Origin of the sequence: Streptomyces kronopolitis, from assembly GCF_014646275.1 — a bacterium.
In the GTDB taxonomy this organism is placed as follows: Bacteria; Actinomycetota; Actinomycetes; order Streptomycetales; family Streptomycetaceae; genus Streptomyces; species Streptomyces kronopolitis.
Window position 1 is genome coordinate 67,734 of the sequence record NZ_BMND01000022.1, and the last position, 20,904, is coordinate 88,637.

The 20,904-nt window shown below is 67.5% G+C and carries 34 protein-coding genes; 1 reads left to right on the top strand and 33 read right to left on the bottom strand.

Annotation, left to right across the window (positions count from 1 at the left end; genetic code table 11):
- Positions 1-26 precede the first annotated feature (26 nt).
- From rpsI to IEY78_RS22550, 3 genes are all read right to left on the bottom strand, one after another.
- Positions 27-530: a 30S ribosomal protein S9 gene (gene rpsI, locus IEY78_RS22540; RefSeq protein WP_086719508.1), complete on the bottom strand. Its 504-nt coding sequence runs from the start codon at positions 528-530 to the stop codon at positions 27-29.
- A 43-nt stretch (positions 531-573) separates the two neighbouring features.
- On the bottom strand, positions 574-1,017 hold the full coding sequence (gene rplM / locus IEY78_RS22545; protein ID WP_006604900.1) for a 50S ribosomal protein L13: 444 nt from the start codon (positions 1,015-1,017) through the stop codon (positions 574-576).
- A 319-nt stretch (positions 1,018-1,336) separates the two neighbouring features.
- Complete coding sequence (locus IEY78_RS22550) at positions 1,337-2,971, bottom strand: ABC-F family ATP-binding cassette domain-containing protein (protein ID WP_189101082.1); 1,635 nt, start codon at positions 2,969-2,971, stop codon at positions 1,337-1,339.
- A gap of 56 nt (positions 2,972-3,027) precedes the next feature.
- Between IEY78_RS22550 and IEY78_RS22555 the strand changes: the two genes are divergently transcribed.
- The gene (locus tag IEY78_RS22555; protein ID WP_189101084.1) at positions 3,028-3,900 is read left to right on the top strand and encodes a hypothetical protein; all 873 of its coding nucleotides are present in this window, start codon (positions 3,028-3,030) and stop codon (positions 3,898-3,900) included.
- Positions 3,901-3,964: 64 nt separating this feature from the next.
- On the opposite strand, the gene truA is transcribed toward IEY78_RS22555, so the two are convergent.
- The 30 genes from truA to rplD form a co-directional block, all read right to left on the bottom strand.
- A complete protein-coding gene (gene truA / locus IEY78_RS22560; RefSeq protein ID WP_189101086.1) occupies positions 3,965-4,819 on the bottom strand; it encodes a tRNA pseudouridine(38-40) synthase TruA in 855 nt (284 codons plus the stop codon).
- Between the two features lie 90 nt (positions 4,820-4,909).
- The gene (gene rplQ, locus IEY78_RS22565; protein WP_189101088.1) at positions 4,910-5,377 is read right to left on the bottom strand and encodes a 50S ribosomal protein L17; all 468 of its coding nucleotides are present in this window, start codon (positions 5,375-5,377) and stop codon (positions 4,910-4,912) included.
- Positions 5,378-5,518: 141 nt separating this feature from the next.
- A complete protein-coding gene (locus IEY78_RS22570; protein ID WP_003956430.1) occupies positions 5,519-6,541 on the bottom strand; it encodes a DNA-directed RNA polymerase subunit alpha in 1,023 nt (340 codons plus the stop codon).
- A 109-nt stretch (positions 6,542-6,650) separates the two neighbouring features.
- The gene (rpsD, locus tag IEY78_RS22575) at positions 6,651-7,277 is read right to left on the bottom strand and encodes a 30S ribosomal protein S4 (RefSeq protein ID WP_042155896.1); all 627 of its coding nucleotides are present in this window, start codon (positions 7,275-7,277) and stop codon (positions 6,651-6,653) included.
- A 28-nt stretch (positions 7,278-7,305) separates the two neighbouring features.
- The gene (gene rpsK, locus IEY78_RS22580) at positions 7,306-7,710 is read right to left on the bottom strand and encodes a 30S ribosomal protein S11 (protein ID WP_004571845.1); all 405 of its coding nucleotides are present in this window, start codon (positions 7,708-7,710) and stop codon (positions 7,306-7,308) included.
- Between the two features lie 64 nt (positions 7,711-7,774).
- Positions 7,775-8,155 (bottom strand): 30S ribosomal protein S13, encoded by a 381-nt coding sequence (rpsM, locus tag IEY78_RS22585; RefSeq protein ID WP_129295752.1) that lies wholly within the window; start codon positions 8,153-8,155, stop codon positions 7,775-7,777.
- A 197-nt stretch (positions 8,156-8,352) separates the two neighbouring features.
- The gene (rpmJ, locus tag IEY78_RS22590; protein ID WP_003956441.1) at positions 8,353-8,466 is read right to left on the bottom strand and encodes a 50S ribosomal protein L36; all 114 of its coding nucleotides are present in this window, start codon (positions 8,464-8,466) and stop codon (positions 8,353-8,355) included.
- A gap of 62 nt (positions 8,467-8,528) precedes the next feature.
- Positions 8,529-8,750 carry a translation initiation factor IF-1 gene (infA, locus tag IEY78_RS22595; protein ID WP_003956442.1) on the bottom strand — a complete coding sequence of 74 codons (222 nt, stop codon included), beginning with the start codon at positions 8,748-8,750 and terminating at the stop codon, positions 8,529-8,531.
- A 214-nt stretch (positions 8,751-8,964) separates the two neighbouring features.
- Entirely contained in the window at positions 8,965-9,807 is an 843-nt protein-coding gene (map, locus tag IEY78_RS22600; RefSeq protein WP_189101090.1) for a type I methionyl aminopeptidase, read from the bottom strand.
- Positions 9,808-9,984: 177 nt separating this feature from the next.
- Positions 9,985-10,638 carry an adenylate kinase gene (locus IEY78_RS22605; RefSeq protein WP_189101092.1) on the bottom strand — a complete coding sequence of 218 codons (654 nt, stop codon included), beginning with the start codon at positions 10,636-10,638 and terminating at the stop codon, positions 9,985-9,987.
- Positions 10,638-11,951 carry a preprotein translocase subunit SecY gene (gene secY / locus IEY78_RS22610; protein WP_189101094.1) on the bottom strand — a complete coding sequence of 438 codons (1,314 nt, stop codon included), beginning with the start codon at positions 11,949-11,951 and terminating at the stop codon, positions 10,638-10,640. Before secY ends, IEY78_RS22605 begins: the two co-directional genes overlap by 1 nt.
- Positions 11,952-12,177: 226 nt before the next feature.
- Entirely contained in the window at positions 12,178-12,633 is a 456-nt protein-coding gene (rplO, locus tag IEY78_RS22615; RefSeq protein ID WP_189101096.1) for a 50S ribosomal protein L15, read from the bottom strand.
- A gap of 1 nt (position 12,634) precedes the next feature.
- On the bottom strand, positions 12,635-12,817 hold the full coding sequence (gene rpmD, locus IEY78_RS22620) for a 50S ribosomal protein L30 (protein ID WP_030074796.1): 183 nt from the start codon (positions 12,815-12,817) through the stop codon (positions 12,635-12,637).
- Entirely contained in the window at positions 12,817-13,419 is a 603-nt protein-coding gene (rpsE, locus tag IEY78_RS22625; RefSeq protein ID WP_006604888.1) for a 30S ribosomal protein S5, read from the bottom strand. Before rpsE ends, rpmD begins: the two co-directional genes overlap by 1 nt.
- A gap of 46 nt (positions 13,420-13,465) precedes the next feature.
- A complete protein-coding gene (gene rplR, locus IEY78_RS22630; protein ID WP_189101098.1) occupies positions 13,466-13,849 on the bottom strand; it encodes a 50S ribosomal protein L18 in 384 nt (127 codons plus the stop codon).
- 3 nt (positions 13,850-13,852) lie between these two features.
- Positions 13,853-14,392, bottom strand: a complete 540-nt coding sequence (gene rplF, locus IEY78_RS22635) for a 50S ribosomal protein L6 (RefSeq protein WP_189101100.1) — start codon at positions 14,390-14,392, stop codon at positions 13,853-13,855.
- Positions 14,393-14,414: 22 nt separating this feature from the next.
- Positions 14,415-14,813: a 30S ribosomal protein S8 gene (gene rpsH / locus IEY78_RS22640; RefSeq protein ID WP_189101102.1), complete on the bottom strand. Its 399-nt coding sequence runs from the start codon at positions 14,811-14,813 to the stop codon at positions 14,415-14,417.
- A gap of 239 nt (positions 14,814-15,052) precedes the next feature.
- A complete protein-coding gene (locus IEY78_RS22645) occupies positions 15,053-15,238 on the bottom strand; it encodes a type Z 30S ribosomal protein S14 (RefSeq protein ID WP_003956452.1) in 186 nt (61 codons plus the stop codon).
- 5 nt (positions 15,239-15,243) lie between these two features.
- Entirely contained in the window at positions 15,244-15,804 is a 561-nt protein-coding gene (gene rplE / locus IEY78_RS22650) for a 50S ribosomal protein L5 (RefSeq protein ID WP_006604884.1), read from the bottom strand.
- Complete coding sequence (gene rplX / locus IEY78_RS22655; protein ID WP_006604883.1) at positions 15,804-16,127, bottom strand: 50S ribosomal protein L24; 324 nt, start codon at positions 16,125-16,127, stop codon at positions 15,804-15,806. The genes rplE and rplX overlap by 1 nt, the downstream gene beginning before the upstream one ends.
- 3 nt (positions 16,128-16,130) lie before the next feature.
- Entirely contained in the window at positions 16,131-16,499 is a 369-nt protein-coding gene (rplN, locus tag IEY78_RS22660; RefSeq protein ID WP_003998823.1) for a 50S ribosomal protein L14, read from the bottom strand.
- Positions 16,500-16,603: 104 nt separating this feature from the next.
- Positions 16,604-16,885: a 30S ribosomal protein S17 gene (rpsQ, locus tag IEY78_RS22665; RefSeq protein ID WP_006604882.1), complete on the bottom strand. Its 282-nt coding sequence runs from the start codon at positions 16,883-16,885 to the stop codon at positions 16,604-16,606.
- Positions 16,885-17,109: a 50S ribosomal protein L29 gene (gene rpmC / locus IEY78_RS22670; protein WP_018090896.1), complete on the bottom strand. Its 225-nt coding sequence runs from the start codon at positions 17,107-17,109 to the stop codon at positions 16,885-16,887. Before rpmC ends, rpsQ begins: the two co-directional genes overlap by 1 nt.
- Positions 17,109-17,528, bottom strand: coding sequence for a 50S ribosomal protein L16 (gene rplP / locus IEY78_RS22675; protein ID WP_006604880.1), 420 nt, complete (start codon positions 17,526-17,528; stop codon positions 17,109-17,111). The genes rpmC and rplP overlap by 1 nt, the downstream gene beginning before the upstream one ends.
- Before the next feature lie 5 nt (positions 17,529-17,533).
- Entirely contained in the window at positions 17,534-18,361 is an 828-nt protein-coding gene (rpsC, locus tag IEY78_RS22680; RefSeq protein ID WP_189101104.1) for a 30S ribosomal protein S3, read from the bottom strand.
- The gene (rplV, locus tag IEY78_RS22685) at positions 18,361-18,708 is read right to left on the bottom strand and encodes a 50S ribosomal protein L22 (RefSeq protein ID WP_037839423.1); all 348 of its coding nucleotides are present in this window, start codon (positions 18,706-18,708) and stop codon (positions 18,361-18,363) included. The genes rpsC and rplV overlap by 1 nt, the downstream gene beginning before the upstream one ends.
- A 43-nt stretch (positions 18,709-18,751) precedes the next feature.
- Positions 18,752-19,033, bottom strand: coding sequence for a 30S ribosomal protein S19 (gene rpsS / locus IEY78_RS22690; RefSeq protein WP_018090899.1), 282 nt, complete (start codon positions 19,031-19,033; stop codon positions 18,752-18,754).
- A gap of 12 nt (positions 19,034-19,045) precedes the next feature.
- Positions 19,046-19,882, bottom strand: a complete 837-nt coding sequence (gene rplB, locus IEY78_RS22695) for a 50S ribosomal protein L2 (protein WP_018090900.1) — start codon at positions 19,880-19,882, stop codon at positions 19,046-19,048.
- 39 nt (positions 19,883-19,921) lie between these two features.
- Entirely contained in the window at positions 19,922-20,245 is a 324-nt protein-coding gene (gene rplW, locus IEY78_RS22700) for a 50S ribosomal protein L23 (protein ID WP_189101106.1), read from the bottom strand.
- On the bottom strand, positions 20,245-20,898 hold the full coding sequence (gene rplD, locus IEY78_RS22705; protein ID WP_189101108.1) for a 50S ribosomal protein L4: 654 nt from the start codon (positions 20,896-20,898) through the stop codon (positions 20,245-20,247). Before rplD ends, rplW begins: the two co-directional genes overlap by 1 nt.
- Positions 20,899-20,904: the final 6 nt, after the last annotated feature.

Sequence of the window (20,904 nt, forward strand, 5' to 3'; positions counted from 1 at the left end):
CAAGGGCTGCATGGAGCAGCGCGCGGTTAGCGCTTGCTGTACTGCGGCGCCTTGCGGGCCTTCTTCAGACCGGCCTTCTTGCGCTCGACCGCACGGTCGTCACGCTTGAGGAACCCGGCCTTCTTCAGCGCGCCGCGGTTGTTGTCCACGTCCGCCTCGTTCAGCGCACGGGCCACGCCCAGGCGCAGCGCACCGGCCTGGCCGGAGATGCCGCCGCCGGAGATGCGGGCCACGACGTCGTAGCGGTTGTCGAGCTCGAGCACCTTGAAGGGCTCGTTGACTTCCTGCTGGTGCACCTTGTTGGGGAAGTAGCCCTCAAGGGTGCGACCGTTGATCTTCCACTGGCCGGTGCCCGGGACGATCCGGACGCGGGCGATGGCGTTCTTGCGACGGCCCAGGCCGGCCGCCGGCTGCGGGTCGCCGAAGCGGGACGCGAGGGACTCGGAGGTGTACTCCGACTCCACGACCTCGGTCTCGGTGGTGTACTCCTCGACCTCGTCCAGCGGGGTCTCGGGGGTGGTCTCAGCCACGATGCTCCTCAGAATTCTCTGTCGTCTTAGGGGGTGGCCGGACTTACTGCGCGACCTGGGTGATCTCGAACGGGACCGGCTGCTGCGCAGCGTGCGGGTGCTCGGCACCCGCGTAGACCTTCAGCTTCGAGAGCATCTGACGGCCGAGGGTGTTCTTGGGGAGCATGCCCTTGATGGCCTTCTCGACGGCCTTCTCGGGGTTCTTGTCGAGCAGCTCGTCGTAGCGGACGGAGCGCAGACCACCCGGGAAGCCGGAGTGACGGTAGGCCATCTTCTGGGTCCGCTTGTTGCCGGACAGGTGCACCTTGTCGGCGTTGACGATGATGACGAAGTCACCCATGTCAACGTGCGGCGCGTAGACCGGCTTGTGCTTGCCCCGCAGGAGGGACGCGGCCTGGGTGGCCAGACGGCCCAGGACAACGTCCTGCGCGTCAATGATGTGCCACTGGCGCTGGACATCGCCGGGCTTGGGGCTGAACGTACGCACGTCTTAGCCTTCGCTTCTGAGTGAATGGGTCCTGTACTGGTCGCCGTGGCTGACACACAGCAGGGCGGCACTACGGGTGACGCAACCCGATCGTCCGCCGCTGGTTATCGGCCCAGGGACCGGCGTAAGGGCCCCTCACGTGAGATAGAGCAAGCCAATACGCATAACGAACTGGCAGAATACCGGGCCGTCCCCAGTGGGGTCAAAACACGCCCCGAACCGGCGTACGGTTCCGGGCCGCCGCCTTCCGCCCGGTCACCGTCGGTACCCCCCGCCCTACGGCGGGCATCCGCCGCCCGGCGCCCGCCGCCGCCCGCCGCTACCGCTTGCGCTCCACCCGGCGCTCGTCCCACACCGGCTCGGCGGTCTCCCGCACCAGCCCGTCCGACCCGAACACCAGGAACCGGTCGAAGGCCTTCGCGAACCACCGGTCGTGGGTCACCGCCACCACCGTGCCCTCGTACGCCTCCAGCCCCTCCTGGAGCGCCTCAGCGGACTCCAGGTCCAGGTTGTCCGTGGGCTCGTCGAGCAGCAGGGCGGTGGTGCCGGCCAGCTCCAGCAGCAGGATCTGGAAGCGGGCCTGCTGGCCGCCGGAGAGCCGCTCGAAGCGCTGCTCGGCCTGCTTCTCCAGCTCGTAGCGGCGCAGCGCCGACATGGCCTGGCCCTTGTCCCTGGCATGCTCGGTCCACAGGATGTCGAGCAGCGGGCGGCCCATCAGCTCGGGGTGGGCGTGCGTCTGGGCGAAGTGGCCGGGGACCACCCGGGCGCCCAGCTTCCAGCTGCCGGTGTGCGGCACGGGGCGGTCGGTGTCCCCGGCCAGCAGCCGCAGGAAGTGGGACTTGCCCGAGCCGTTGGAGCCCAGCACCGCGACCCGCTCGCCGTAGAAGATCTCCAGGTCGAACGGGCGCATCAGACCGGTCAGCTCCAGGTCCTCGCAGGTCACCGCCCGGACGCCGGTGCGCCCGCCGCGCAGCCGCATCGTGATGTCCTGCTCGCGCGGCGGCTCCGGCGGCGGCCCGGCCTCCTCGAACTTCCGCAGCCGGGTCTGCGCCGCCGCATAGCGCGAGGCCAGCTCATGGCTGACCGAGGCGGCCTGCCGCAGCGAGACCACCAGCTTCTTCAGCTGCGCGTGCTTCTCGTCCCAGCGCCGCCGCAGCTCCTCGAAGCGGGCGAAGCGCTCCTTGCGCGCGGCGTGGTACGTGCCGAAGCCGCCGCCGTGCACCCAGACGTCGGAGCCCGCCGGGCCCGGCTCGACGCTGACGATCTTCTCCGCGGCCCGGGCCAGCAGCTCCCGGTCGTGGGAGACGAACAACACGGTCTTGCGGGTGGTGCGCAGCTGCTCCTCCAGCCAGCGCTTGCCGGGGACGTCCAGATAGTTGTCCGGCTCGTCCAGCAGCAGCACCTCGTCGGTGCCGCGCAGCAGCGACTCCAGCACCAGCCGCTTCTGCTCGCCCCCGGACAGCGTGCGCACCTGCCGCCACTGCGCCTTCTCGTACGGCATCCCCAGCGCCGCCATCGTGCACATGTCCCAGACCGTCTCGGCCTCGTAGCCGCGCGCCTCGGCCCAGTCGCTGAGCGCCTGCGCGTAGCCCATCTGCGCGGCCTCGTCGTCGCCCTCGGCGCTCATCATGGCCAGCTCGGCGGCGTCCACCGCCGCGGCCGCCTCCCTGATCCGGGGCTGCGCCACCGAGACCAGCAGGTCACGCACCGTGCGTTCGTCCCGCACCGAGCCCACGAACTGCGGCATCACCCCCAGCCCGCCGCTGACCGTCACCGCCCCGCCGTGCGGCTGCAGCTCCCCCGCGATCAGCCGCAGCAGCGTCGTCTTCCCGGCGCCGTTGGCTCCCACCAGTGCGACCGACGCGCCCTCGCCCACACGGAAGGACACATCTCCCAGCAGGACCCTCCCGTCCGGCAGGTAGTACTCCAGATGCCCGGCCTCAAGATGTCCCATGAGCGCGATTGTCACCGGTCGTTCCGCGTTCCACCAACCCGATTAGGATGCGCGGCATGAGCTTTGGGCAAGGGGGGCCGTTCGACGGCCCCGGGGGTTCTTCGTCGTCCACGCCGGACTGGGGCGCGCTCGCCGAGGAGAGCGAGGCGCAGGCCCGCCGCAAACGCCGGCTGTGGATCGGCGGCGGCGCCCTGGCGACCCTCGCGGTGGCCGGCATCGTGACCGCGGCCGTCATGGCCAGCGGCGGCGGCTCGGCGGGCGGCGGGCCGACGGCGGCTCCCACCGCGTCCGACCAGGCCGCGGCGCCGGACGACAAGCCGTCCTTCCCCGACGTCTCGGTGCCGCCCCCGCCGAACCCGCGGGACTACATCACCGACCCGAAGAAGGACACCGCGCCGCTCACCCCGGCCACCCTCTTCCCGCAGAAGACCATGGTCGTCGGCGAGCACAGCTACCCGCGCACCGCGACCGCCACCACCAAGGACTGCACCGCCGCGGCCCAGGGCGCGCTGGTCTCCTCGCTGTCCCACAACGGCTGCAAGCAGCTGCTGAGGGCCACGTACTCCAAGGGCGGCGTCGCGGTCACCATCGGCGTCGCGGTCTTCGACTCGCCCGCCCGGGCCGCCAAGGTCATGAACGAGGGCAGGCCCAACCTGATGCCGCTGGCCGGCGGCGGCGTCCCGTCGGACTTCTGCCAGGGCACCAAGTGCCGGATGGCGACCAACGCCACCGGCCGCTACGCCTACTTCACGATCGCCGGCTACCTCAACGGCAAGGACGTCACCGGCTCCGAGACCAGGGCCCGGCAGATCGCCCGGGACGGCGGGGCCTACGCCTTCGCCCAGATCACCCAGCGCGGCAAGGACCAGGCCGCGAAGGCCGCCGAGCGCCAGCTCAAGGAAGCCCGGCGCAAGGCCGGCCACTCCTGACGCCGACCGGTGGCGCCGCCCGCGGGGCGGGCGGCGCCCCCGCCGGGCCGGGTGCCCCGCCGCCTCAGCAGCAGCCGCCCCCCGGCAGCGTCCGCTTGTTCCGCGCCTCCTGGTTGCGCGCCATCAGCAGCTCGTCGGCCGGATAGCCGACCTCCTCCAGCGTCAGCCCGTGCGGCCGCACGACGTGCACCGCGGAGTCCCGCACCCCGGCCGCCAGCACCTTGCCGGGCCAGTCCGGCGGCCGGTGCCCGTCCCCGACGAACAGCATCGCGCCGACCAGCGAGCGCACCATGTTGTGGCAGAAGGCGTCGGCCCGCACGGTCGCCGTGATGATCCCGTCCGCGCCCCGCTCCCAGCTGAGCCGCTGCAGCGTGCGGATCGTCGTCGCGCCCTCCCGCCGCTTGCAGTACGCCGCGAAGTCGTGCTCCCCCAGCAGCGGCCGCGACGCCTCGTTCATGGCGTCGACGTCCAGCTCCCAGTCGTGCCACAGCACATGGCTGCGCAGCAGCGGGTCCACGCCCCCGTGGTGGTCGGTGACCCGGTAGGCATAGCGCCGCCAGACGGCCGAGAACCGCGCGTTGAAGCCGTACGGCGCCTCGCTGACCTGCCACACCCGCACGTCCTTCGGCAGCCGCCCGGCCAGCCGCCGCAGCAGCTTGTCCGCGTGCGCGGCCCACACCTCGGCCGGCAGGTCGACGTGCGCCACCTGGCCGCGCGCGTGCACCCCCGCGTCCGTCCGCCCGGCGACGGTCAGCTCATGGGTCTCCTCGGACCGCGTCACGGTCCGCAGCGCGTCCTCGATCTCTCCCTGCACGGTCCGCCGGCCGCCGGGCTGCTTGGCCCAGCCGGAGAACTCCGCTCCGTCGTACGACAGGTCCAGCCGCACCCGTACGAACCCGGGCTCCACTTCGTCACTCACGACAGCCATCCTCCCTCACGCCCCGGACGGCCCCGCACACACGAAAGCGGGCCCGCCCCGAAGGGCGGACCCGCTCACGCACGGCAGGACTCAGGCGTCCTTCGACTCCTCGGTCGCCTCGGTCGCCGGGGCGGCCTCGGCGTCCTTGGCGGCACGCTTGGTCGCGGCCTCGGCCTCACCGGTGGCCTGCTGGGCCACGGTCAGGGCCTCCACCAGCTCGATGACGGCCATGGGCGCGTTGTCGCCACGGCGGTTACCGATCTTGGTGATGCGGGTGTAGCCACCCGGACGGTTCTCGAACCGCGGGGCGATCTCGGTGAAGAGCGTGTGGACGACGCTCTTGTCCGAGATCAGCTGCATGACCTGGCGGCGGTTGTGCAGGTCCGCCTTCTTCGCCTTGGTCACCAGACGCTCGGCGTACGGACGCAGACGGCGGGCCTTGGCCTCGGTCGTCGTGATGCGGCCGTGCTCGAAGAGCGCGGTGGCCAGGTTGCGCAGCATGAGACGCTCGTGCGCCGCGCTGCCGCCCAGACGGGCACCCTTGGCGGGCTTCGGCATGGTGTTTCTCCTTCATTGCTGCACCGGCCGTATCAGGTACCGGTGTCAGTTCCCACGAGGCGGCCGCCCCGCGGAAGATTCAAAAAAATCAGCCCGTCCGGCGCTTGAGGACAAAGCCTCAGGCACAACGAACCCGCAGGCTCAGTACTGCTCGGTCTCCACGAAACCCGCATCGGCGTCGTCGTCGGCGCCAAACGCGTCCGCCGCGGCGGTCGGGTCGAATCCGGGCGGGCTGTCCTTGAGGGCCAGGCCCATGCCGGCCAGCTTCGCCTTGACCTCGTCGATCGACTTCGCACCGAAGTTGCGGATGTCGAGCAGGTCGGCCTCGGAGCGCGCCACGAGCTCACCCACGGAGTGGATGCCCTCACGCTTGAGGCAGTTGTAGGAGCGGACCGTGAGCTCCAGCTCCTCGATCGGCAGCGCCAGGTCGGCGGCGAGGGCGGCGTCCGTGGGGGACGGGCCCATGTCGATGCCCTCGGCGTCGATGTTGAGCTCGCGGGCCAGACCGAACAGCTCGACCAGGGTCTTACCGGCCGACGCCATGGCGTCACGCGGGCGCATGGCCTGCTTGGTCTCGACGTCGACGATCAGCTTGTCGAAGTCGGTGCGCTGCTCGACACGGGTCGCCTCGACCTTGTAGGTGACCTTGAGCACCGGCGAGTAGATGGAGTCGACCGGGATACGGCCGATCTCCTGGCCCACCTGCTTGTTCTGGACGGCGGAGACGTAGCCGCGGCCGCGCTCGACGGTCAGCTCCATCTCCAGCTTGCCCTTGCCGTTGAGCGTGGCGAGGACCAGGTCGGGGTTGTGCACCTCGACGCCGGCCGGCGGGGCGATGTCCGCGGCGGTGACCAGACCCGGGCCCTGCTTGCGCAGGTACATCACGACGGGCTCGTCGTGCTCCGAGGAGACGACCAGCTGCTTGATGTTGAGGATCAGGTCGGTGACGTCCTCCTTGACGCCCGGCACGGTGGTGAACTCGTGCAGGACACCGTCGATCCGGATGCTGGTCACGGCAGCACCGGGGATCGAGGAGAGGAGGGTGCGACGCAGGGAGTTGCCGAGGGTGTAGCCGAAGCCCGGCTCCAGCGGCTCGATCACGAACCGGGAGCGGTATTCGTCGACGACCTCTTCGGTCAACGAGGGACGCTGAGCAATCAGCATGGTGTTCGATCCTTCAGTCGTGGACGCCCGCTATTTGACGCCCGCTGTACTGACAAGGGTACGGGCGGCACGGCGCATTACGCTCCGTACCGCCCCCACCGGTCAGCTCTTACTTGGAGTAGAGCTCAACGATCAGCTGCTCCTGCACCTGGGTGTCGATCACCTGGCGCTCGGGCATGCTGTGCACGAGGATCCGCAGGTTCGACGGAATCGCTTCCAGCCAGGCCGGAACCGTCTTCTCGCCGGCCTCGGCCTTGGCCACCTCGAAGGGGGTCAGGTTCCGAGAGCCCTCGCGGACCTCGACGATGTCGTTCACGGCCACGCGGGCCGACGGAATGTCGGTCTTGCGGCCGTTCACGGTGATGTGTCCGTGACGCACCAGCTGACGGGCGTGGTCGCGGGACTTGGCGAAGCCGGCCCGGTAGACCACGTTGTCGAGGCGGGTCTCAAGGATGCGCAGAAGGTTCTCACCGGTCTTGCCGGTCTTCTGGTTCGCTTCCTTGTAGTAGTTCACGAACTGCTTCTCAAGGACACCGTAGATACGGCTGCACTTCTGCTTCTCACGAAGCTGGAGCAGGTACTCGCTGTCCTTGGTGCGCCCGCGACCGTGCTCACCCGGGGGGTAAGGACGGATCTCGATCGGACACTTCGCGCTCTCGCACTTGCTCCCCTTGAGGAAGAGCTTCTGCTTCTCCCGACGGCAACGCTTGCAGTCGGCCCCGGTGTAACGCGCCATTGTCTAGTTGTCTCCTACTTCAGGGTGGTCAGACGCGGCGACGCTTGGGCGGGCGGCATCCGTTGTGCGGAGTGGGCGTGACGTCCTGGATCGAACCCACCTCGAGGCCGGTGGCCTGGAGGGAGCGGATCGCGGTCTCACGGCCGGAGCCGGGACCCTTGACGAAGACGTCGACCTTGCGCATGCCGTGCTCCTGCGCGCGACGGGCGGCCGACTCGGCGGCCATCTGCGCGGCGAAGGGGGTGGACTTGCGCGAGCCCTTGAAGCCGACGTGGCCGGCAGAGGCCCAAGAGATCACGTTGCCCGTGGGGTCCGTGATCGAGACGATCGTGTTGTTGAACGTGCTCTTGATGTGAGCGTGCCCGTGGGCAACGTTCTTCTTCTCCTTGCGGCGCACCTTCTTGGCGCCGGCCGTACGGCCCTTCGGAGGCATTCATTACTCCCGTGGAGGTGGTCGGTCCTACAGCGAAGACCGCTGGTGAGCGTCCTGCTGAGGACTACTTCTTGCCCGGCTTCTTCTTGCCGGCGATCGCGCGACGCGGACCCTTGCGGGTACGGGCGTTCGTGCTGGTGCGCTGACCGTGCACCGGCAGACCACGACGGTGACGCAGACCCTGGTAGCAGCCGATCTCCACCTTGCGGCGGATGTCGGCCTGGATCTCGCGACGGAGGTCACCCTCGGTCTTGAGGTTGTTGTCCACGAATTCGCGGATCTTGATCAGGTCTTCCTCGGCCAGGTCGCGAACCCGGGTGTTCGGGTCCACGCCGGTGGCGGCAAGGGTCTGCTGCGAGAGCGTCCGCCCGATACCGAAGACGTAGGTGAGGGCGACCTCCACGCGCTTTTCGCGCGGGAGATCAACGCCTGCGAGGCGTGCCATTGATGTGGCTCCTGATGGCTATTCGGAGGTCTTCCGCAGCACCGTTCCCGTAAGACTCTGGAGAATTACGAGCCGGGTCCCCGGCCTCCGAGCCGGGGGTGTCGTCCCACGCGAGAGATGCGGGGGTCGGGTGACTGCGTATGTACGTATGTGCTTGCGTCGCGCGAAAACTGCGAAATGCAGGTGGTCGGCGTGCGTCAGCCCTGGCGCTGCTTGTGGCGCAGGTTGTCGCAGATGACCATGACCCGGCCGTGGCGGCGGATCACCTTGCACTTGTCGCAGATCTTCTTGACGCTCGGCTTGACCTTCATGGGATGTGAGGTTCTCCGGGTCAGTGCCGTCACCCCACGGGAGAGCGGGGCGGCGACAAGATCTACTTGTAGCGGTAGACGATCCGGCCACGCGTCAGGTCGTAGGGAGAGAGCTCCACGACGACCCGGTCATCCGGGAGGATACGGATGTAGTGCATCCGCATCTTGCCGCTGATGTGCGCGAGGACCTTGTGACCGTTCTGGAGCTCCACCTTGAACATGGCGTTCGGGAGGGACTCGATCACGGTGCCCTCGATCTCGATGGCACCTTGCTTCTTGGCCACGCTTCGCCCTTCGAATCGGCTACCTTGATCGACTCTCTCGCCTCACGCCCTCAACCAAGAGGGCATACGGATGCACGAGAGCCGACGCGTCAGTCTACGTCAGTGCCTGGGAAAAGACGAATCCAGCATTATTGCCCACGGCGAGTGATCCTTACGCGCCCAGGGCGCCGCGCGCCCCGCTCCGGCCCGTCCGCGGGGTGTCTCCACCGGGTCCTTACGACCGTGCGGCGGGGTCGGGGGCGACCGTGATCCCCAGCTCGGCCAGCTTGGCCTTGCCGCCGTCCGGGGCGGTGAGCACCAGCGGGCCCTCCTCGGTCAGCGCGACCGAGTGCTCCCAGTGCGAGGACCAGCTGCCGTCGTTCGACTTGACCGTCCAGTCGTCGTCCAGGACGTGGGTCTTGGCCGTGCCGAGGTTGACCATCGGCTCGATGGCGATGCAGAAGCCGGGCACCAGCTTGGGGCCGCGGCCGCGCTTGCGGTCGACGTAGTTCAGCAGGTGCGGGTCCATGTGCATCTGCGAGCCGATGCCGTGGCCGCCGTAGTCCTCGACGATGCCGTACTTACCGCCGGCCGGCCGCGGCTGGCGGCGGATGTAGCCCTCGATCGCCTTGGAGATGTCGACCAGCCGGTTGCCCTTGGCGACCGCCGCGATGCCCGCCCACATCGACTCCTCGGTGACCCGGCTGAGCTCGATCAGCTCCTCGGAGTGACCGGTGCCGACGAAGGCCGTGTAGGCCGCGTCGCCGTGCCAGCCGTCGATGATCGCGCCGCAGTCGATGGAGATGATGTCGCCGTCTTGCAGGACCGTTTCGCTGTCCGGGATGCCATGGACCACGACGTCGTTCACCGAGGTGCAGATCGTCGCGGGGAAGCCCCCGTACCCGAGGAAGTTCGACTTCGCTCCGTGATCGGCGAGCACCGCGCGTGCCGCGTCGTCCAGGTCCTTGGTCGTGGCGCCGGGCACCGCGGCCTTCCGGGTGGCCGCGTGGATGGCGGCGACCACCAGCCCCGCCTCGCGCATCTTCGCGATCTGCTCGGGGGTCTTGATCTCCACCATTACGGCCTTCCTTCGCGGCTGGGCCGCCGCCGCTCCCGCGGGGCCGGCCGACCGCCGCTGTGGTCTCTCACTCGATGGTCGATGCCTACGGTAACCGTTCGGAAGCCGGACCGGCGCACCCCGGATACACCGCGGCCGCGGTACCCGCCAGGGGCACCGCGGCCGTCGGCCTGCTGCTTATTCGCCGCGCTGGAGGGCGTCCATCGCGCGCTTGGTGACCTCTTCGACCTTGCCGAGGGCCGGGATCGTGACGACCAGATCCTGGTCCTTGTAGTAGTCGATGATCGGCTCGGTCTCCGTGTGGTAGACCTCCAGCCGCTTGCGGACGGTCGCCTCGCGGTCGTCGTCGCGCTGGTACAGCTCGCCGCCGCAGACGTCGCAGACGCCCTCGGCCTTGGGCTTGTTGTACTCCGCGTGGAAGACATGGCTGGAGTCGTTGCGGCAGATGCGCCGGCCGGCGATCCGCTTGACGACCTCCTCCTCGGGGACCTCCAGGTCCAGAACGGCGTCCAGCTTGAGGCCGCTGTTCTTGAGGTACTCGTCCAGCGCCTCGGCCTGGCCGAGGTTGCGCGGGAAGCCGTCCAGAAGGAAACCCTCGGCGGCGTCGGCCTGCTCCATACGGTCCTCGGCCATCCCGATGGTCACCGAGTCCGGGACCAGGTTGCCGGCGTCCATGTATGACTTCGCCTCGACACCCAGGGGCGTGCCCTGACTGATGTTGGCGCGGAACAGGTCCCCCGTGGAGATGTGCGGGATCGCGAGGTTCTTGGCAAGGTACGCAGCCTGCGTACCCTTGCCGGCCCCCGGGGGTCCGACGAGGACGATTCGCATCAGCGGAGGAACCCTTCGTAGTTGCGCTGCTGAAGCTGGCTCTCGATCTGCTTCACGGTCTCCAGGCCCACACCCACGATGATGAGGATGCTCGTCCCGCCGAACGGGAAGTTCTGGTTCGCGTTGAAAAGCACCAACGCCACTGTTGGTACGAGCGCGATCAGCCCCAGGTACAGCGAGCCCGGCCACGTGATCCGGTTGAGCACGTAGCTGAGGTACTCGGCCGTCGGGCGACCAGCCCGGATACCCGGGATGAAGCCACCATACTTCTTCATGTTGTCGGCAACTTCTTCGGGGTTGAAGCTGATGGCCACGTAGAAGAAGGCGAAGAACACGATCAGCAGGAAGTACGTAACGATGTAAACCGGGTGATTTCCCTTGGTGAAGTTGGTGGCGATCCACGTCGCCCATGCCGCCTTCGACCCGCTGAACTGTGCGATGAGGGCTGGAATGTAGAGCAGCGATGACGCGAAGATGACGGGAATCACACCCGCCTGATTCACCTTGAGCGGGATGTACGTGGACGTACCGCCATAGGACCGGCGGCCGATCATCCGCTTCGCGTACTGCACAGGGATGCGCCGCTGGGCCTGCTCGACGAAGACCACCAGGGCGACCATCGCCAGGCCGACCGCGATGACGGCGAAGAACTCGATCCAGCCGTCGGCCAGCTTGCCCTGGAGCTTGATCTGCCACAGCGCGCCCGGGAAGCCGGCGGCGATCGAGATGAACATCAGGATCGACATGCCGTTGCCGATGCCGCGGTCGGTCACGAGCTCACCGAGCCACATGATCAGGCCGGTGCCGGCGGTCATCGTGATGACCATGGTGATGGTGGTGAAGATCGAGTCGCTGGGCACGATCTCACTGGCGACCGGGCAGCTCTGGAAGAGCGCGCCGCTGCGGGCGGTGGCCACCAGGCCGGTGCCCTGCAGGATGGCGAGCGCCACGGTCAGATAGCGGGTGTACTGGGTGATCTTCGCCTGGCCGGACTGCCCCTCTTTCTTGAGGGCCTCCAGCCGCGGGATCACCACGGTCAGCAGCTGGAGGATGATGCTCGCCGTGATGTACGGCATGATCCCCAGCGCGAAGATCGTGATCTGCAGCAGCGCACCACCGCTGAACATGTTCACCAGGGCGAACAACCCGCTGTTGCCGCCGGCCTGCTTCATGCAGGTCTCGACGTTCGCGTAGTTCACCCCGGGGACCGGGACATGTGCGCCGATCCGGTAGAGCACAACGATGCCCAACGTGAACAGCAGCTTCTTGCGCAGGTCGGGCGTCTTGAACGCTCGGGCGAACGCGGTGAGCACGGTGCCTCCTGCGCCTCCCGCCTCGAATGCGGGAGGTGACGGTCTTGAGGATCGACGAATACTTGGCGGCCACAACCGTGCGGAAATCGGTCCGCGCGGCGGGGGCCGGGGCCGGGGCCCCGGAAATAACGGTCCATGCCACCTTACCGGCGACGGAACCCCCGTGGAACGACCAACCGGGGATGCCCCAATCGATGGGCATCCCCGGTCAGTTGAACCGAACAGCTCAGATGAGCTCGGTCACGCTGCCGCCGGCAGCGGCGATCTTCTCCTTGGCGGAGCCGGAAACGGCGTCAACCGAAACCTGCAGCGCCACGGAGACCTCGCCGGCGCCGAGCACCTTGACGAGCTCGTTCTTGCGCACCGCGCCCTTGGCGACCAGATCGGCCACCGTGACCTCGCCACCCTGCGGGTAGAGCGCGGCCAGCTTGTCCAGGTTCACGACCTGGAACTGCTTGTGGGCGGGGTTCTTGAAGCCCTTCAGCTTCGGGAGGCGCATGTGGAGGGGCATCTGCCCGCCCTCGAAGCGCTCCGGAACCTGGTAACGGGCCTTCGTGCCCTTGGTACCACGACCAGCGGTCTTACCCTTGGACGCCTCACCACGACCGACACGGGTCTTGGCGGTCTTGGCACCCGGGGCGGGCCGGAGGTTGTGGACCTTCAGCGGGTTGTTTTCCGCCATGTCAGTCGACCTCCTCAACCGTCACGAGGTGGCGGACGGTGTGCACCATGCCGCGGAACTCGGGACGGTCCTCCTTGACAACCACGTCGTTGAGCCGCTTGAGGCCCAGCGAACGAAGGGTGTCGCGGTGATTCTGCTTGCTACCGATGAAGGACTTCGTCTGCGTGATCTTGAGGTGCGCCATTACGCGGTCACCCCTGCACGCGCCCGCAGCAGAGCGGCGGGAGCAACGTCCTCCAGCGGCAGGCCACGACGGGCCGCGATCTCCTCGGGGCGCTGAAGGCCCTGAAGCGCGGTCACCGTGGCGTGCACGATGTTGATCGGGTTCGACGAGCCGAGCGACTTGCTCAGCACGTCGTGGATGCCCGCGCACTCCAGAACGGCACGCACGGGGCCACCGGCGATCACACCGGTACCGGGGGAAGCCGGCTTGAGCAGGACGACGCCCGCAGCCTTCTCGCCCTGGATGGGGTGAGGGATGGTGCCCTGGATACGGGGGACCTTGAAGAAGTTCTTCTTGGCCTCTTCCACGCCCTTGGCGATGGCAGCCGGAACTTCCTTGGCCTTGCCGTAACCGACACCTACGGTGCCGTCACCGTCGCCCACCACGACCAGCGCGGTGAAGCTGAAGCGACGGCCACCCTTGACAACCTTGGCGACGCGGTTGATCGCGACAACGCGCTCAACGTACGCGGTCTTCTCGGCGGCAGCGCCACCGTCGCGACCCTTCCGGTCCCGCCGCTCGCCGCCACCGGCACCGCTCCCGCGGCGCTGGGGTCCAGCCATTGGAATTACCTCTCTCTGTTACGTCCGCTAGCTCCGGAACCGGGGCTTAGAACTTCAGCCCGGCTTCGCGGGCGGCGTCGGCCAGAGCGGCAATCCGCCCGGCGTACTGCTTGCCACCACGGTCGAACACGACGGCCTCGACACCGGCGGCCTTGGCACGCTCAGCGACCAGGGAGCCGACCTTCTGGGCCTGGGCGCTCTTGTCGCCCTCGCCACCGCGGATCGACGCGTCCAGGCTCGACGCCGAGGCCAGCGTGTGGCCCTGGATGTCGTCGATGACCTGCGCGGTGATGCCACGGTTGGACCGCGTCACCACCAGACGCGGACGCTCCGGGGTACCCGAAATCCGCTTACGGATGCGGATGTGGCGCCGCTTGGCGGCGGCCCGCTTGTAAGCGTCGCCCTTGGCGATCTTCACACCGTATGCCATGGCTTACTTACCAGCCTTTCCGACCTTGCGGCGGATGACCTCGCCGGCGTACTTGACGCCCTTGGCCTTGTACGGGTCAGGCTTGCGCAGCTTGCGGATGTTCGCCGCAACCTCGCCGACCTTCTGCTTGTCGATGCCCTCGACGCTGAGCTTGGTCGGGGACTCGACCTTGAAGGAGATGCCCTCGGGCGCCTCGACGATGATGGGGTGGCTGTAGCCCAGCGAGAACTCCAGGTTGGAGCCCTTCGCCTGGACGCGGTAGCCGACACCGCTGATCTCGAGCGCCTTGCTGTACCCCTGGGTCACGCCGGTGATCATGTTCGCCACCAGCGTGCGGGACAGGCCGTGCAGGGCCTTGTTCTGACGCTCGTCGTTCGGGCGGGAGACGTTGATCACGCCGTCCTCACCCTTGGCGACCTCGATGGGCGCCACAACGGTGTGCGAGAGGGAACCCTTGGGGCCCTTCACCGCGACCGTGCGGCCCTCGATGGTGACGTCCACACCAGCGGGAACCTGGATGGGCAGCTTGCCAATACGCGACATTAGCTATTCCTCCGTTCCCTGGTTACCAGACGTAGGCGAGGACTTCCCCACCCACGCCCTTCTTGCTGGCCTGCTGACCGGTCAGGAGACCGTGGGACGTGGAGATGATCGCCACGCCCAGGCCGCCGAGGACCTTCGGCAGGTTGGTGGACTTTGCGTAGACCCGGAGGCCCGGCTTCGAGATCCGCTTGATGCCGGCGATCGAGCGCTCGCGGTTCGGGCCGAACTTCAGCTCGAGGACGAGGTTCTTGCCCACCTCGGCGTCCTCGACCTTCCAGCCGGTGATGTAGCCCTCCTGCTGGAGGATCTCCGCGATGTGCGACTTGATCTTGCTGTGCGGCATCCCGACGGTGTCGTGGTACGCCGAGTTCGCGTTCCGCAGACGGGTCAGCATGTCTGCGATGGGATCAGTCATGGTCATGAATTGGCCTTCGGCCTCTCTCGCCGGGGTTTCCTATGTGCGCCATCCCTCTCCCCGATCAGAGTCGGGACGGGTGCGGCGCGGGGACCTACGGCGTAGTAAGCGACGTTATGCGGGCTCGGCCCGCGGTCGGTCTCGGCGGCGGTGCGCCCAAACCCTTCCACCCTACGGGAAAGAAGGGCCCGGGCGCCCACCGACCGAATGCTTACCGAGAGCTTCTGGTCATCCCAACTAAGGGATTACCAGGAGCTCTTGGTCACGCCCGGCAGCTCGCCACGGTGAGCCATCTCACGAAGGCACACGCGGCACAGGCCGAACTTGCGGTAAACGGAGTGCGGACGGCCGCAGCGCTGGCAGCGCGTGTACGCACGCACACCGAACTTCGGCTTGCGAGCAGCCTTGGCAATCAGAGCCTTCTTCGCCATCTCGCTCACGCCTCCTTGAACGGGAAGCCGAGGTGACGAAGGAGGGCACGGCCCTCGTCGTCGTTGGTCGCCGTGGTGACCACGGTGATGTCCATACCCCGGGTACGGTCGATCTTGTCCTGGTCGATCTCGTGGAACATGACCTGCTCCGTGAGACCGAAGGTGTAGTTGCCCCGGCCGTCGAACTGCTTCGGGGACAGACCACGGAAGTCGCGGATGCGCGGCAGCGCGAGCGACAGCAGACGGTCCAGGAACTCCCACATGCGGTCACCGCGGAGGGTGACGTGGGCGCCGATCGGCTGACCCTCACGCAGCTTGAACTGCGCGATGGACTTCCGGGCCTTGGTGACGGCCGGCTTCTGGCCGGTGATCGTGGTGAGGTCGCGGATGGCGCCCTCGATCAGCTTGGAGTCGCGGGCGGCGTCGCCCACACCCATGTTGACCACGATCTTGGTCAGACCGGGGATCTGCATGACGTTCTCGAGCGAGAACTCGTCCTTCAGCTTCCCGGCGATCTCTTCGCGGTAGCGCGTCTTGAGACGCGGCGCGTTGGTGGTGGCAGTCATCAGATGTCCTCACCGGTCCGCTTGGCAACGCGGATCTTGTTGCCCTCGTCGTCGAAGCGGTATCCGACGCGGGTGACGACCTTGTTCCCGTCCTTCTCCACAACCAGCTGCACGTTGCTGACGTGGACGGGAGCCTCGGTCGTCACGATGCCGCCGGTCTTCGACCCACGAGCGGTCTGTCCGGCCTTGGTGTGCTTCTTGACCCGGTTGACACCCTCGACCAGGACGCGGTCCTCGCGGGGGAAGGCCTGGATGACCTTGCCCTGCTTGCCCTTGTCCTTACCGGTGATGACCTGGACCAGGTCGCCCTTCTTGATCTTCATCGGTTACAGCACCTCCGGCGCGAGCGAGATGATCTTCATGAACTTCTTCTCGCGCAGCTCCCGGCCCACGGGGCCGAAGATGCGGGTGCCGCGGGGGTCGCCATCGTTCTTGAGGATGACGGCCGCGTTTTCGTCGAAGCGGATGTACGAGCCGTCCGGACGGCGGCGCTCCTTGACGGTGCGAACGATGACGGCCTTGACGACGTCACCCTTCTTCACGTTGCCACCGGGGATCGCATCCTTGACGGTGGCGACGATGACGTCACCGATGCCCGCGTAGCGGCGACCGGAACCACCGAGAACACGGATGCAAAGGATCTCCTTCGCACCAGTGTTGTCGGCGACACGCAGTCGCGACTCCTGCTGGATCACGTCTATCTCCTGATTGTCTGCCGGTTCCCGGCGAGAAGCGCGAGTGCTTCGCGCTTCTCACCGAGCCTGGCGGAACTGCTCCTAGGGCGTACCCCTAGGAGTGATTACTTGGCCTTCTCGAGGATCTCGACGATGCGCCAGCGCTTGGTGGCGGACAGCGGCCGGGTCTCCATCAGGAGGACGCGGTCGCCGACACCGGCAGCGTTCTGCTCGTCGTGCGCCTTGAGCTTGTTGGTACGGCGGATGACCTTGCCGTACAGCGCGTGCTTGACGCGGTCCTCGACAGCGACGACGACGGTCTTGTCCATCTTGTCGCTGACGACGAGACCCTCACGGGTCTTGCGGAAGCCGCGCTCGTTCGTCTCAGTCACATTCTTCTCGCTCATCAGGCGCTCTCCACCGTCTCGATGCCCAGCTCGCGCTCACGCATCAGGGTGTAGATCCGGGCGATGTCCTTACGGACGGACTTGAGCCGACCGTGGTTCTCGAGCTGTCCGGTCGCCGCCTGGAAGCGGAGGTTGAACAGCTCCTCCTTGGCCTCACGAAGCTTGCCGACGAGGTCCTCGTCATTCAGCTCGCGCAGCTCGGTCGCCTTGGTACCGGCCGCCATCACGACTCACCTGCCTCGCGCCGCACGATGCGGCACTTCATCGGAAGCTTGTGGGCGGCGCGGGTCAGCGCCTCCTTGGCAACCTTTTCGTTCGGGAAGGACAGCTCGAACATCACCCGACCGGGCTTGACGTTCGCGACCCACCACTCCGGAGAACCCTTACCGGAACCCATGCGGGTTTCGGCCGGCTTCTTCGTGAGCGGGCGGTCCGGGTAAATGTTGATCCAGACCTTGCCGCCACGCTTGATGTGACGGGTCATCGCGATACGAGCGGACTCGATCTGACGGTTCGTCACGTAAGCCGGGGTGACGGCCTGAATGCCGTACTCACCGAAGGCCAGCTCGGTGCCACCCTTGGCCATACCGCTGCGCTTCGGGTGGTGCTGCTTGCGGTGCTTGACCCTGCGAGGGATCAGCATGTCGGTCAGGCCTCCGTTCCGGGGGTCTCCGCCGGAGCAGCGGCTGCGGCCTCGGCCTTGGGGGCCTCGGCAGCGGCGTTCTGCTGCTGCGGCTTGCGGCCACCGCGGCCGCCACGCTCGCCACCGCGGCGCGGGCGGTCGTTGCCGCCACCGCGGGCCGGGCGGTTACCCGCACGGGCGGCAGCGTTCTCGGCACGCACCTCGGCGATGTTCTTGACGTCGCCCTTGTAGATCCAGACCTTCACGCCGATGCGGCCGAAGGTGGTCTTGGCCTCGAAGAAGCCGTAGTCGACGTTCGCGCGGAGCGTGTGCAGGGGCACACGGCCCTCGCGGTAGAACTCCGAGCGGGACATCTCGGCGCCGCCGAGGCGGCCACCGCACTGGATCTTGATGCCCTTGGCGCCGGCCTTCATCGTCGACTGCATGCTCTTACGCATGGCGCGACGGAAGGAGACGCGGGAGGACAGCTGCTCGGCGACGGCCTGGGCCACCAGCTGAGCGTCCACCTCGGGGTTCTTGACCTCGAGGATGTTCAGCTGGACCTGCTTGCCGGTCAGCTTCTCCAGCTCGCCGCGGATGCGGTCCGCCTCGGCGCCGCGGCGGCCGATGACGATGCCCGGACGAGCGGTGTGGATGTCAACGCGGACGCGCTCACGGGTGCGCTCGATCTCCACCTTGGAGATACCGGCGCGCTCCATGCCCTTCGTCATCATGCGACGAATGGCGACGTCTTCCTTGACGTAGTCCTTGTACAGCTTGTCGGCGTACCAACGCGACTTGAAGTCGGTGGTGATGCCGAGCCGGAACCCGTGCGGGTTAACCTTCTGGCCCATTACCGGGTTCCTTCCTTGCTGCTGACGACCACGGTGATGTGGCTGGTCCGCTTGCGGATCCGGTAGGCACGGCCCTGGGCACGCGGACGGAACCGCTTCAGGGTCGGGCCCTCGTCGACGTATGCCTCGGAGATGACGAGGCTGCCGGCGTCGGTGTGGTCGTAGTTGTGCGCGGCGTTGGCAATGGCGCTGTCCAGCACCTTGCCCACCGGCACGCTCGCGGCCTGCGGGGCGAAACGCAGGACCGCCTGAGCCTCCGTGGCATTCATGCCACGGATAAGGTCCACCACGCGGCGGGCCTTCATGGGCGTGACGCGGATGTACCGCGCCTGGGCCCTGGCTTCCATGGTTGTCCCTTCGGTGTCAGTCATAGTCTTCGCACTCCGCCGATCAACGACGCCGCGACTTGCGGTCGTCCTTCTCGTGGCCGCGGAAGGTGCGGGTCGGCGCAAACTCGCCGAGCTTGTGGCCGACCATCGACTCGGTGACGAACACCGGGACGTGCTTGCGGCCGTCGTGCACCGCGATCGTGTGGCCGAGCATGGCCGGGACGATCATGGAGCGGCGGGACCAGGTCTTGATGACGTTCTTGGTGCCGGCATCGTTCTGAACATCCACCTTCTTGGAAAGGTGGTCGTCGACGAAGGGCCCCTTCTTGAGACTGCGCGGCATCTAAACCCGCTCCTAGCGCTTCTTGTTCGTCTTGCGGCGGCGGACGATGTACTTGTTGCTCGCCTTCTTCGGCGAACGAGTACGACCCTCCTTCTGACCCCAGGGCGAGACCGGGTGGCGACCACCGGAGGTCTTGCCCTCACCACCACCGTGCGGGTGGTCGACCGGGTTCATGACGACACCACGCACGGTCGGGCGGACGCCCTTCCAGCGCATACGGCCGGCCTTGCCCCAGTTGATGTTCGACTGCTCGGCGTTGCCGACCTCGCCGACGGTGGCGCGGCAGCGCACGTCGACCAGGCGGATCTCACCGGACGGCATACGGAGGTGGGCCATGCGGCCCTCCTTCGCCAGCAGCTGCACGGAGGCACCGGCCGAGCGGGCGAACTTCGCACCGCCGCCCGGACGCAGCTCGATCGCGTGGATCGTCGTACCCACGGGGATGTGACGCAGCGGCAGGTTGTTGCCCGGCTTGATGTCGGCGCCAGGGCCGTTCTCAATCCGAGCACCCTGGGCCAGGCCACGGGGCGCGATGATGTAGCGCTTCTCGCCGTCTGCGTAGTGCAGGAGCGCGATGCGCGCGGTGCGGTTGGGGTCGTACTCGATGTGCGCGACCTTGGCCGGCACGCCGTCCTTGTCGTGACGACGGAAGTCGATCACTCGGTAGGCGCGCTTGTGGCCACCGCCCTGGTGGCGAACGGTCACACGACCGGCGTTGTTACGGCCGCCCTTGCTGTGCAGGGGGCGGACCAGCGACTTCTCCGGCGTGGACCGCGTGATCTCGACAAAGTCGGCGACGCTGGAGCCACGACGGCCCGGGGTCGTCGGCTTGTACTTGCGGATACCCATTTCTCAGTCCTCGTCCGATTCCGGACGACTCGGACTCCGTTAGGAGACCGGGCCGCCGAAGATGTCGATACGGTCGCCCTCGGCGAGGGTCACGATGGCGCGCTTGGTGTTCGCGCGCTTGCCGTAACCGGTGCGGGTGCGCTTGCGCTTGCCCTGCCGGTTGATCGTGTTGACCCCGGTGACCTTGACCGAGAAGACCGCCTCGACGGCCTGCTTGATCTGGGTCTTGTTCGAGCCGGGCGCGACGATGAACGTGTACTTGTTCTCGTCCAGCAGCGCGTAGCTCTTCTCGGAAACCACCGGCTTGACGAGAACGTCACGCGGGTCCGTGAAGGTCTTGCTGGTGACGACGGCCTCAGTCATCAGGCGTCGCTCCCTTCGGTCTCAGCGTTGGCCTTGGGGCCAGACACGAAGGACTCGAAGGCGGCCTTGGTGAAGACCACGTCGTCGGAGACGAGCACGTCGTACGTGTTCAGCTGGCCCGGCTCCAGGATGTGCACCTGGGGCAGGTTGCGGGCGGACAGCCACGCGGCCTCGTCGCTGCGCTCGACGACCAGGAGCACGTTCTTGCGCTCGCTGACCTTGCCGAGGAGAGTCTTGGCGGCCTTGGTGGAGATGTCGCCCTCGACCACGCCGGAAACGACGTGGATACGGCTGTTGCGGGCCCGGTCGGTGAGGGCACCGCGCAGGGCGGCGACCTTCATCTTCTTCGGGGTCCGCTGGCTGTAGTCACGCGGCACGGGGCCGTGGACGATGCCACCGCCGGCGAACTGCGGCGCACGGGTCGAACCCTGACGCGCCCGGCCGGTGCCCTTCTGGCGGTAAGGCTTCTTGCCACCGCCGCGGACCTCGCCGCGAGTCTTGGTCTTGTGCGTGCCCTGACGGGCCGCGGCCAGCTGTGCGACAACGACCTGGTGGATCAGCGGAACGCTGACCTTGGCGTCGAAGATCTCCGTGGGGAGCTCGACGCTACCGGCCTTGTCGCCTGCCGGCGAAAGGATGTCAATGGTGCTCATCGGTTA